This window comes from Moorena sp. SIO3B2, assembly GCF_010692525.1.
Classification (GTDB): domain Bacteria; phylum Cyanobacteriota; class Cyanobacteriia; order Cyanobacteriales; family Coleofasciculaceae; genus Moorena; species Moorena producens.
This window is the reverse complement of sequence record NZ_JAAHHE010000028.1, coordinates 1-11,888: the sequence shown is the minus strand read 5'-3', so window position 1 is coordinate 11,888 and position 11,888 is coordinate 1. Positions and strand designations below refer to the sequence as shown.

Annotated in this window: 11 protein-coding genes and 2 pseudogenes; 11 read left to right on the top strand and 2 right to left on the bottom strand. The window is 42.6% G+C overall.

Annotated features, from left to right (window positions below):
* Positions 1-394: 394 nt before the first annotated feature.
* Positions 395-715 carry a hypothetical protein gene (locus tag F6K38_RS09690; RefSeq protein ID WP_202799140.1) on the top strand — a complete coding sequence of 107 codons (321 nt, stop codon included), beginning with the start codon at positions 395-397 and terminating at the stop codon, positions 713-715.
* A 453-nt stretch (positions 716-1,168) separates the two neighbouring features.
* Positions 1,169-1,669: a tetratricopeptide repeat protein gene (locus tag F6K38_RS09685; protein WP_008178670.1), complete on the top strand. Its 501-nt coding sequence runs from the start codon at positions 1,169-1,171 to the stop codon at positions 1,667-1,669.
* Here the strand turns inward: F6K38_RS09685 and F6K38_RS09680 are convergent.
* Positions 1,655-2,860, bottom strand: a complete 1,206-nt coding sequence (locus F6K38_RS09680) for an RNA-guided endonuclease InsQ/TnpB family protein (protein ID WP_008178668.1) — start codon at positions 2,858-2,860, stop codon at positions 1,655-1,657. The genes F6K38_RS09685 and F6K38_RS09680 overlap by 15 nt on opposite strands.
* Positions 2,861-2,917: 57 nt before the next feature.
* Here F6K38_RS09680 and F6K38_RS09675 point away from each other — a divergent pair.
* From F6K38_RS09675 to F6K38_RS09650, 6 genes and pseudogenes are all read left to right on the top strand, one after another.
* Positions 2,918-3,064 (top strand): annotated as a pseudogene (locus tag F6K38_RS09675) (transposase); the annotation flags it as partial.
* A gap of 301 nt (positions 3,065-3,365) precedes the next feature.
* Positions 3,366-4,643 carry a tetratricopeptide repeat protein gene (locus F6K38_RS09670; protein ID WP_008178667.1) on the top strand — a complete coding sequence of 426 codons (1,278 nt, stop codon included), beginning with the start codon at positions 3,366-3,368 and terminating at the stop codon, positions 4,641-4,643.
* Positions 4,640-5,797 (top strand): tetratricopeptide repeat protein, encoded by a 1,158-nt coding sequence (locus tag F6K38_RS09665; protein ID WP_008178665.1) that lies wholly within the window; start codon positions 4,640-4,642, stop codon positions 5,795-5,797. Before F6K38_RS09670 ends, F6K38_RS09665 begins: the two co-directional genes overlap by 4 nt.
* A 161-nt stretch (positions 5,798-5,958) precedes the next feature.
* A complete protein-coding gene (locus tag F6K38_RS09660; protein WP_008178663.1) occupies positions 5,959-6,978 on the top strand; it encodes a PDDEXK nuclease domain-containing protein in 1,020 nt (339 codons plus the stop codon).
* A gap of 58 nt (positions 6,979-7,036) precedes the next feature.
* Entirely contained in the window at positions 7,037-7,168 is a 132-nt protein-coding gene (locus tag F6K38_RS09655) for a PDDEXK nuclease domain-containing protein (RefSeq protein ID WP_229414265.1), read from the top strand.
* Positions 7,169-7,211: 43 nt separating this feature from the next.
* Entirely contained in the window at positions 7,212-7,667 is a 456-nt protein-coding gene (locus tag F6K38_RS09650; RefSeq protein WP_044492035.1) for a nucleoside deaminase, read from the top strand.
* Positions 7,668-8,033: 366 nt separating this feature from the next.
* Here F6K38_RS09650 and F6K38_RS09645 read toward each other — a convergent pair whose 3' ends face one another.
* On the bottom strand, positions 8,034-9,326 hold the full coding sequence (locus F6K38_RS09645) for a glycosyltransferase family 4 protein (protein ID WP_044492033.1): 1,293 nt from the start codon (positions 9,324-9,326) through the stop codon (positions 8,034-8,036).
* Positions 9,327-9,798: 472 nt separating this feature from the next.
* Here F6K38_RS09645 and F6K38_RS09640 point away from each other — a divergent pair.
* The 3 genes and pseudogenes from F6K38_RS09640 to F6K38_RS09630 form a co-directional block, all read left to right on the top strand.
* Positions 9,799-10,869: pseudogene (locus F6K38_RS09640) on the top strand (ISKra4 family transposase); the annotation flags it as partial.
* 74 nt (positions 10,870-10,943) lie between these two features.
* Positions 10,944-11,186 (top strand): transposase, encoded by a 243-nt coding sequence (locus tag F6K38_RS09635; RefSeq protein ID WP_071986781.1) that lies wholly within the window; start codon positions 10,944-10,946, stop codon positions 11,184-11,186.
* A 74-nt stretch (positions 11,187-11,260) separates the two neighbouring features.
* Positions 11,261-11,452: a hypothetical protein gene (locus tag F6K38_RS09630; protein ID WP_008178652.1), complete on the top strand. Its 192-nt coding sequence runs from the start codon at positions 11,261-11,263 to the stop codon at positions 11,450-11,452.
* The last annotated feature ends 436 nt before the right edge of the window (positions 11,453-11,888 follow it).

Below are 11,888 nucleotides of genomic sequence, written 5' to 3'. Positions count from 1 at the left end.
CTGCTCATCAAACTCTGAAAGGTTCTCGTGAAGCAGTAATTTATAGCATGCAGATGCTTTACGCATTAGGCTATGCAGAGATAGCGGAATGGACCCCTCTGGAACCGACTGATGTTCCAGGGGAAGTAATCACTACAATCACCAAGTATTGGTTGTTGCCATAACACCTTAAATTTCTGGGGGGGTTTTCTCCCCCGGCCAAGGTTTTGGTCTGGTTTTGTAGCGTGACCTTTGGCTAATCAGAGCAGGTTATATTTGCTAATTTTGTGACATAAAAAATTGAAATAGTCGTGGATAGTATTTCTACGGCTATTTTTTTTCACTTTACTCCCGACTCCCAACTCCCGACTCCCGACTTCCTAGTATAAAAAATGCTATAGCAATCCTAAATCAATTGATAGAATGTTTGTTCCCTGTTCCCTACTCCCTGTTCCCTACTCCCTGCTCCCTGTTCCCTGTTCCCTGTTCCCTTTGGTATATAATTAAAAAAATAACCTTTAATTCAAAAGCGATGGAAACTCAAGACTTAAAAACACTGATTAAAGAAAGCATCCGAGAAGTTTTGAGAGAAGAAAGACTCTTACTCTGTCATATGTTAATGCCTTACGTTAGTGATCAAGAGCAACAAGAGCTTGACACCAGCTTTGGCTTACCTCAAGACTATGAGACTGAAGAAGTAACTGATCTAACAGATGGGATTAAAAATGACTATTAAATTCCGCAAGAGTGCGATTAAATTATTAGAGTCTGCTGATAATTAAACTATTCCCATCACATAAATTATTCAAACTCAAGGAGCTTGTAAAAATTATCGTTACGGTAACGAACAAGGAATTTTATATAAATATTTAAAGGGTAAGTTATTAGGATAAAACCTTGATTGACTATAGTTTTTTAAGACAATTCGTGATCCTGGAAATGTTTATACTCACATCTGGCACCATTGGGATTAATCGTCGGTGAGTAGTGCCTACCTACGCCTAAAGGCCAGCTGATCTGATCTGTCTCAAGCACTGCCCACTCTACTTGCTAACTAAACTATACTTCGGTTGCTATAAATCCCAATAGCTATAATTTCAGTGGAAGAATAATAGTGAGTGGCACACTACTGTATCACCCCCACTTCCTATCGTGAGGTTTGTTGCGTATCTCAAACGGTGTTCAGGAAATGAATCAAAACCTATCTGTTAAGGGAGCAGCAATTTTAGCCACCGTTGTCGGTGTGATGGCAATGGGAGTGGCTTTCCCTAGGTCTAGCTGGGGGCAAAGTATCATTGCTCAACAACCCAGTTCACCAGGGAGTGAAAGGGCTGAAGAGTTATCCCTAGCAGAAGCCTCTCAACTCAATCAGCAAGCCATTGAGCTTTTTCAGCAAGGAAAGTACTCAGAAGCGATTCCCCTAGCTGAGAGAGCATTAGAGATTCGGCAGGAAATCTTGGGAGAAGAACACCGTGATGTGGCAGAAAGCCTCAATAATCTAGCATTCCTCTACTTTTACAAGGGGAAATATCCGAAAGCCGAACCCCTCTATCAACAAGCCTTAGCACGGAAGAAAAAACTGCTCGGTCAAGACCATCCCGATGTAGCAACCAGCCTCAATAATCTGGCATTACTCTACAAAAGCCAGGGCAGATATGTTGACATACTCACCGTCCTAGAAGAACGGTGATTCTTGACAGATCATCGGGGTGTGCTGCCGAACGCGCCCCGCGTGACCTACGGTCTCAACAGTCTTATCGCCCCTCCTTGCCCATTTAGAGTCATGCCGATGCCCCATGCCGACTTTTTCTATGTTTCTAGCAGCGTTTATGTCTCTGTCCTGCTCGGTTCCACAATTAACACAGAGTATTGAGCGTACGGACAAATCGAGTTTCCCCCACTTGAACCCACAATCTGAGCAGATTTGACTAGTGGGTTCCCAACGGCTTATAACCCGAAAATCCCTGCCATATTTATCTGATTTTGCTTGAGCTAGACTCCTAAATTCTGACCAACCTTGCTGGCTAATAGCTCGCGCTAGTTTGCGATTTTTGACCATTCCTGACACGTTAAGGTCTTCTAGGACAATTACTTGGTTCTCGCTGACTATCCTAGTTGAGAACTTATGCAGGAAGTCTTTCCTTTTGTTGGCGATTTTATTATTTAGTCTTGCGATCTTAATGCGAGTTTGCTCCCTCCGGTTAGACCCCTTGGCTTGTCTAGCAAACTTTCGTGTTTGTTTGCGTAATTTTCGATCTAGTTTTGAATAGTCAGGACTCTTGACATGACCCCCATCACTCATTACCGCGAAAGTCTTGATACCTAGATCAATCCCAATGCTTTGGTTCTTGGCATCAACTTGAACAGGCTCAATATCTACTACAAAGCTCAAGAAATAATTGTTAGCACAATCTAAGATAATGGTCACAGAGCTTGGATCAGATGGCAATTCCCTAGACCAGATCGGTTTGACTACCCCAATCTTGGCTAAGTAAACTCCATCACCTTGAATAGAGAAACCTCTGCGAGTTAATCTTGCTGATTGATTATTGGAACGCTTTTTGAATCGTGGAGACCTAACTTTTCGTCCTTTTCGTTTTCCATTGTGCGACTCAAATAAGTTCTTAAAAGCAACTCCCAAATCAGCTACGGACTGCTGCAAAGGAACGACTGACACTTCAGACAACCATTTTCTTTCTTCGGTCTTTTTAGCCTGAGTTATGACCAGTTTCTGTAAGTCTCCAGATTTTAGAACCTTCTTAGATTTCTTGCAAATAGCCAGAGCATCGTTCCACACGACTCTGACACAGCCAAACAGCCTAGCTAAGTCCTGTTTCTGTTGGTCAGTTGGATAAAAACGATATTGGTATCTTGCTTTCAATTGGCGTTTTATAGTTGGTCTGTACTCCGATTATAGTGTAATCTACAAGATTTGACAATGGGTTTACGGAATATTGGCACAGTATTAAGCTCCTTGCAAATGCACCTAGTATGCGTAACTAAGTACCGCCAAAAAATATTGACCACTGAGAGTCTCGCGGCCATTGAAAATTCGTTCAAAGAAGTGGCTAAGAAAATGAATTTTTAAATTAGAGAACTTAATGATTTGTTCGCGTTCGCCTTTGGCGTGGCCTACGGCCAAGCGTGGCCTACGGCCTCAAGTTACCGTAAGAATAAAGGAGCCAAAATTCGCCAAGTTTTAACCAAAGGTGCGCTTTCCGTATTAAGAATTAAATTCGCCACGGATCCCACCTCTTTTACGTATAGCTGAACAACCATAAAGGCTCCTTTATTCTAAGGTTTCGTCTCCTAGAAGGACAGGGCTTGAGACCCATTTTTTTGGTCAATATCGAGCTGCCCTCCAGTCCCTAGCCACAGATTCTCCCTTGAGTGATCAACAAGCTCTAGAGATTCTCTGTGCCAGAGATGCACTCAACAATGCCCTCACTGAGGAACCCTTCATACCTGCAGAGCTTCTAGAGTGCATCCATGAGCTAGATGCCCAACTCCAACAACACAAACAACGGATTGACCAAGCTCTGGAACTTTCTACCTATCGCCACAGTCTACCAGCAAAGCCTAAGGGCTGGTGGTGGTATTTGGATCAACAGCGTCCTCCTCATCGGCTAGATCGTTACGACTGGGTGTTTAAGGGTCTGACCTTTGGAGGTTGGAGTGTCAGTCTGGCTCTGCTGGTCAATATTGCCAGTCGCTTCTTAACTGGTGGTCCCGATGTGGTTGGCACTTTCGCCATCATTGTATCAACTCTGATCACTCTGCTAAAAGCCAAAAGTGACTTTACCGAAGAAGAGCAAAAAGATAACGATTTCTCAGAAGCATTGAAAAAAGGTTTTGACGAATTGCTAACTGGTTTGAAGGTGCCTAAGTTTCTTCATGCTGAAACTAAGTGTTGCTCCACTCTCGCTCTACTGTTGGTATTCCTAGGGTTTTGGTATAGCCTACCCAAGATTTCAGCTATTTACGATCAACGTGGCTTAGGGCACTATCGAGCCGGTGAGCTTAGTAGTGCCGAAGCCGACTACCACAGAGCGATTGCCCTTGATCCTGATAATGCTAACGCCCATTATAACCTGGCCATAGTTTATGAAGACTGGTTACAGCTCAAGAAATCAAAGCAAGAGTACCAGTTGGCGGTAAGTGCCAAGATGCCTAGGGCATACAACAACTTGGCCAGACTCTATATTCGAGAGGGGGACTATCCTAAAGCAGTCAGCCTTGTAGTTGAAGGTCTAAAACTGACCACAGAGCAATCAGTTTATCCAGAGGATAAATACAATTTCTATAAAAATCTCGGGTGGGTAAGATTCAAACAAAATCGGGATGATGAAGCTAAAATTGCCCTGAAAAAAGGTATCAACATTGCTAAGAATCCAGATGTGGCAAACTATCTGCCCAATCGTGCCTCTGCCTCTTGTATTTTAGCTCAGGTACTTGAACGCCAGGAAAAACCTGAAGCTCTCCAGGAATGGGAAAATTGTCGCGATTTAATCATCGGAAATCCTCTGATTTTAAAACCAAACCAATGGCTGGCTCTAACTAATGATTTAGGAATAGGAAATCCTTGGATTCCAGAAGAAGACACCTGGTTACATCTAGCTAATCAACGTATTGAGAAAGCTCAACAACAGAAACAAAGGCCATGATTTGGAAACGTCTATTCTCCATCTCCCTACTTTCCACGGTTCTAATCGCGATCGCAGCTCCAGCGACTACTCCGGCTGAAGGTCTCTACTACATTGCAGCTCTGACAGGGAATGTTCAAGTGAAACGTCCCCTGTGGTTTGGTTATGATCGAGCTCACCAAGGAGATATCCTCAAGCTCACAGACCGGATCTGGGTCAGAAACCCTCAGTCCTCTGCTACAGTGTTTTGCAATCATCTCAGTAATTGGCAGGTTCCTGTAGGAAAAGCTTTTAAGGTGTCTAAAGGTTGCTCAGATTCAGGAATATTATCAGATTCAGGAATATTGTTCCGAGCGGACGATCCCCTAGCACCTGGACGTGACATCGAGAATGAGGAACTTCCCTACCTGATCAGTCCTAGGAATACAGCACTACGTCCTAATCAACCCCTGACCCTGCGCTGGCATGCCGTGAAAAAAGCCACCCACTATGATGTTACTATTAAGTATCTGGCAACACCAGTGTGGGAAAAACGGGTATCTGAACCCATAGTTGATTACCCTGATAGCTCCCAACTCCGACGGGATCGGGATTATTTTATAGTGGTGACTGCTAGTACCGGTGTGTCTTCACCGGAAAATCCCAATCAAGAGCCAGCTCCCACCATTACCCTACTGACGGATGAGCTGGAGCAGGAGCTAAAGAAGAACCTAGCTCTGATTGACACACAAAATCTGGATGCAGATGCCAAAGCTCAGGGGCAAGCTCATCTTTATCACAGCACTTGCCAAGATCAAAATTACCTCAACACTTGTCTCAATCAGGATGCCATTGAGGTTTTAGAAACAAGAATCAAAGCTGGTACAGAAAATCCTGCCATTTATCAGCTTCAAGCTGACATGTATAAGCGCATTGGACTAAAGCGAGAGGCTCAGCAGCGTTACCGCACAGCCCTGGCACTGGCCACAAAGGCTAATAATTTGCCATTGCAGGCGGAAATTCAAGAACAGCTTGGTGAGATTGCCCACAACCTAGAAGAGTTTGCTGAAGCAGTTGAATGGCTAGAGGCTGCTGAGGGAATTTACCAAAAGCTTTTTAATTTGGAAGATCCAGAGGCACAAAGCAAGTTAGAGGAGCTAAAGCAGAATATTGAGGATTCTCGACAGAGGATTTGAGGGTGGAAGTAAGTAGTCAGTGGTCAGCTATCAGCTATCAGCCATTCGTGTAGCGTGGCCTAAAGGCCAAGGCCAATGGCTGACCGCTGACCCCTGACCGCTGACTGCTTTAGGTTTGTTATGATCACCTTTTGGACAAATGTTGTTGAAACGGAAACCAGATGAGTGACTTGGATTCAGGGAAGTATCGGCAACTACTAGTAGAAGTCAAGCAGCGCATTCGCGAGGCTCAGTACCAATCCCTCAAAGCAGTCAACAAGGAATTAATTAGTCTTTATTGGGATATTGGAGGGTTAATTTTTAGCCGTCAACAGGGAGAAACCTGGGGTAAGTCAGTGGTGGAACAACTAGCAAAAGACTTACAAGCGGAGTTTCCAGGTATCAGTGGCTTTTCGGTTCGTAATATCTGGAATATGCGCAATTTATATCTCACCTACTCTCAAAATGAAAAACTGCAACCATTGGTTGCAGAAATTGGTTGGAGTCATAATTTGCTTATTATGCAAAAGTGTAAAGATGACTTAGAGCGAGAGTTTTATATCCGGATGACGCGGAAATTTGGCTGGACAAAAAATGTTTTGATTCACCAAATAGAGAATCAAACCTACGAGAAAACGTTGCTGAATCAAACTAATTTTGAACAGACAGTTTCCGAGGATATTCGTAAGCAAGCTAAGTTAGCCGTTAAAGATGAGTACACCTTTGATTTTTTGGAACTAGCTGATCAGTACAGTGAGCGTCAGTTAGAGCAAGCAATTATAGCTAAAGTCGAACCATTTTTACGAGAAATGGGAGGGATGTTTGCCTTCATTGGCAGTCAGTATCGCTTAGAAATTAGCAACAAAGAGTATTTTATTGATTTGCTGTTATTTCATCGCAGTCTCAAATGTTTGGTAGCAATCGATTTAAAAATCGGGGAGTTTTTGCCGGAATATATAGGCAAGATGCAGTTTTATTTAGCAGCGTTAGATGACAAAGTTAGGCTAAAAGAGGAGAATTATGCCATAGGAATTATTCTGTGCAAGTCTAAAGATAAGACCATTGTGGAATATGCGTTGAAGGAGTCAAACAAACCGATTGGTGTTGCTACTTATCGAATAGTTTCAACGTTACCACAACAATTGCAGAATCAACTTCCTGCACCTGAACAAGTGGCTTTGTTATTGGAGGGGGTGGAGTGATAGTAAGCATACAGCGGTTTGCGTAGCGTGTGCGTAGCACATAAGCTGTTCGCGTAGCGTGCGCGTAGGGCATAAGCTTACTCGTTTAGAAATTAGCAACAAAGAGTATTTCATTGATTTGCTGTTATTTCATCGCTATCTCAAATGTTTGGTAGCAATCGATTTAAAAATCGGGGAGTTTTTGTCGTAATATATAGCCAAAATGCAGTAGCTCAGAGTGATGAGGTGGAATTGTGAATCAGTTTATGCTAGCAGCATTTAAAGAGGCTCAGATGGGTTTCCAAGAGGGAGGAATACCGATCGGTTCAGTTGTGGTTAAGGGTGGTGAAATTGTAGGGCGTGGGCACAACCGGAGAGTCCAAAAAGGTAGTGCAATCCTTCATGGCGAGATGGATGCTCTTGAAGATGTTGGCTCTCAACCTGCTTCTTTTTATCAAGATGTCGTTTTGTACACTACATTGTCACCATGCAGTATGTGTACTGGCGCGATTTTGTTGTACAAGATCCCCCATGTTGTGATTGGGGAAAACAAAACGTTCTTAGGTGAAGAAGAATTACTTCGTTCTAGAGGTGTTATTGTTGAGGTTTTAAACGACGATAGTTGCTATCAATTAATGCAAGACTTTATTCTGAATAACTCTAAACTTTGGAATGAGGATATTGGTGTTGTTGATAATAATGATTTATAGCGTTTGTCGCATTCATGAGGTACAGTATTATTTGAGGTGGATTCCCTGTATTGATGCAGCGCATCGCTATTCCAGATTAACTCTTATCTGTTCCGGTGATCCGCTGTTCCCTGTTCCCTAAAATCCCGAGTGTACCTCATAGCTATGATAATTGCTATAATTTGAATTACTGCCGAAATTAGCCAGCAGTAATAGGGATGAGCAAACTACTCATCTTTCCAAGATAATACCGATTTTTAAGAATTACAAAAATCCGATGCACCTATGACGTTATTCGTTAGGGTCAAGGCAGAAGAGGCACTTCTTGAAGATTTTAGCTAATCTTATTCAAGGACAGATTGGGTTTGAACTACTTGTGTCAGGTAGTCAGGACTGTATCTTGGAGCTGGCTAGGTGGTCAGCAATCACCTTGTGATAGATCTTTATCATGTGATCTACCTTAACTTCCCAATCAAAATGTTGCATAACTTTATTTTGGCCCATTCTTCCCATATCAAGGCGTTTTTGGGGTGAGTGGGCCAGCGTCAGCATTGCATTGGCAAGACTATCAATAAACTCCTCTCTAGAGGAGGGTTCTACAAGAATTCCACAAGAAGTATCGAGATAATCTGCTGGGCCTCCCCAATTAGTGGCAATCACTGGAAGTCCCTTTGCCATTGCCTCAAGCACCACTGCCCCACCACACTCTAAAAGACTGGGTAAAACAAACGCATCAGACTGCTGTAATTGCTCTGAACACTTTTCCTGAGAAAGCCAACCAGCAAAAAATACTTTACCAGTATTGTGGATAGTTGTGGATAAAATCTTGAGTTCTTGTGCTTGTTTCTCTAATTTATCCCTCTCTGTTCCATCACCAATAATAGTTAAGCTGATAGGAAACTTTAGGGATGCCTGTTTAAAAGAAATCAGCAATATATCAACGGCTTTCCAGTCCACAAGCCTACCAATAAAAATATAATTTACTGTTTTTATTTCACTGTTGCTAGACGCAGATAATAGAGGCTTAAATATAGATAAATTTACACCGTTTTCTACTATTTTAATTACTTGTTTGCAGGCGACTTGAGGTAGTGCTTTTCGGGTTCGCTCATTTGCCACTATGAGTAATGCTGCCTGTTTCTTTCCAGGTATCAATTGGTTCATAATATTTAAAAACTTCCGTCCCAAAAATATGGTTAAATTGACAGTTTTCTTTTGGAGTTTATGAAAACCTGGAGGATAGTCCATACCACCATTCATAGGACCAATAATGATCGGTACACCCATTCCAAACAGCATAGATGGCTCTTTAGGGGATACTGGAATCGGTTGATGAATAATATTGATCTGCTCCTGCTTAACAATACGGCCAATGATTTGCCGCTGGGTCAGCTGGGTCAAAAGACGCATAACTAGCCCTAGGGTAAAGTAGGATAAACGGGTAGGCAGCAGATTACCTAACTGCCACAACATACGATGCCAAATGGTGTCAGGAACATAAGCAATATGTTGATCTTGGGGAAATAATGCCTCTAATTCTGCACGAGTGCGTTCGTGTACGACTAACCAAGTAGGAATTCCTCGTTGGCGCAAAATTCGATAGTAATGTAATGGAAGAGCTGCTTCACCACCAAACTTTGCAGATGCATGTTCCGCTGCAATCAATACTCGAAGGTTCATATTATATACCCTATGTTCTGTGATCTGTTTATCCACTAGCACCCGGGATTGACCTTTGGTCACGCTACGCCATGCGACCTAGGAGCCGCTAAAACCGATCGACTACACTTACTTTGTCACTCTAATTACCTATACAGGGTCAATGTATATTGTCAATAAACTACTAATATTTCTTAATAAACTCGGCCTTATTGTGCTTGTTGACAATGTATTTTCCACATATAGCAGTCTTAAATGATTCGTGAAATATATTGGCCACGCTGCGCGAACGCCAAATCCCTATAACCCTTGCCCAGCAACGATTACCGATTTTGCTGATTTTACAAATGATTTGGGTGCGGCTCTTCTAGAAATACGGTATTATTTAAAATAAGAAAACTAACAAGCTTGTCAGAGTAAGGCTTTGAGTCAAAAAAACCGTTAAGGGACGTTTCTTGTACATAAGTGGAAAACCGGGGTTAAATTCAGAGATATGCAAGCATCGTACTCAAATGAAGACATCTTCTTTTCACCAGCACGAGAGCTATTTGAAGAAATCGTAGAGTGGTTGGGTTCAGATCGGGTTTGCGGTGCGCGAGCATGGGGAGTTAGAGAACAAATTACTGGAGAACGGGTACGAACTATTAAGACGGCAACTGCCGCGGTTATTTTGATAGACGTAGTGATGACGAGATTGAAGGTGAGTGTTTGGGTAGTGACCAAGCCAGAAGAACTCATAAGAAGAAGTTGACTCGTAAACTGACCACCTTATTTGGAACCGTAAGAGTCAATCGAATTGGTTATGGAGGAAGGAAGCTCAATTCCCTGAGTCCATTGGATGCGGAATTAAACCTACCGCCATCCCAATATTCCCACGGACTGACAGAGCGAGTCGCAGTAGAAGTAGCCCGTTCGGGGTTTGGTGAAACAGTAGAGATAATTTCCCAAACAACCGCAGCCAAAGTTGGTAAGCGTCAAGTGGAAGAATTAGCCTTCAATAGTGCCTGTGACTTTGACCAATTTTACCACCAGCAACAATCACATATAGAGCAATCTCCACAAACAGGGGAAATAGTAGTGATTACTGTTGAGGGTCTTGGTGTAGTGATGCTAAAGGAAGATTTACGTGCTCATAAAAGAATTAGGGCGCTGGCAAAGAGCAAGAAGTTAAATAAACGATTAACCCTTGGTGAAAAACGAAACTCGAAGCGAATGGCTACAGTAGCTTCGGTTTATACCATTGACCCATTCGTTCGCACACCTGAACAAATTGTCAATCCGGAAGGGGAGGAGCTTGATATTAAAGAACTCAAAAGACCCAAGCCTCAATCCAAGCGTGTTTGGGCAAGCTTAATTAAACAGCCAGAAGTAGTTATTAGCGAAGCATTTGACGAGGTATTGCACCGCCGAAGCACTCAACAAAAACACTTTTGTGCTTTGGTAGATGGTAATAAAACTCAATTATCGCGCTTTGAAGAAGTTTGCGAGCAAACACCAGATTAACTTAACAATTGTTCTCGATATTATCCATGTAATTGAATATTTATGGAAGGCGGCATTTGCCTTGAACCTATCCCACTATTGTCCGAAAACTTGATAGACTGAAAATCAAGTAATCAGAAAAACTTGAACAGATAAATGCCAGGAAGATTTGAAGGATTAAGTGACATAGAATGGGAGCTGTTTGAAAAGATTTTGCCGTGTGAAGCGCAAAAGCGAGGTAGAGGTATGCCCCATGTACCATTCCGTTACGTTTTAAACACACTGCTGTACGTATTAATTACAGGATGTCGTTGGTGTGATGTGCCCAGAGGGGAACAGTGGGCATCAAAAAGTTCAGCACATCGATGGTTGAAACGATGGCAAAAAAACGGAACTTAGCGAAAAAATACAATGTAGAGTATTGGCGATCGCGCAAAATCGAGGGTTGATTAACTGGAATTATGGAGCCGTAGATGGCTCTTTTTCCCCCTGGCAAGGGAGGAGGTGAAGGAGTAGCCTATGGATATAAAGGGAAAGGAGTGTTGATACACACAGTCACAGAAGGTAATGGTATGCCCATGGCTTACAGCACCACACCAGCTAATGGGAGTGAACCGGAGCAGGTGATACCATTACTAGATAGCATCGCGCTTTGTTACAGGTAAACGGGGTCGTCCCTTGAAAAGATTCCGAGTAATAGCCGCTGACAAGGGTTACGACTCATTAGAGAAACGTTCACTGCTAAGAATTAGAGGTAAATGACCCCAGTTCCCTAAAAGAGTTGATCAGTCCTTGATGCATCGAGGTAGACCAATCAAAGATGATACACCACGATTTCAACTTTAACGAAGATTCACTTGGTATCAAAGGAAGTACCGACGGAAAGGTGGTTCGTTGGGAACGCGGCTTGTGTTGTGTTCGATGCTTTCCTTGCCAAGCGCGACTATTCATAAGCTGTTCGGCATTTAAATTGGTATAGTTGTTTCAATTAAGGATAAGACGGTGATGAGGTAAAATGAAAAGGGTATATTTTCAATAACTGACAGCAATGCCATACAGTCTAGATTTCAGAAAAAAAGTAATAAACTATATAGAAAAAGG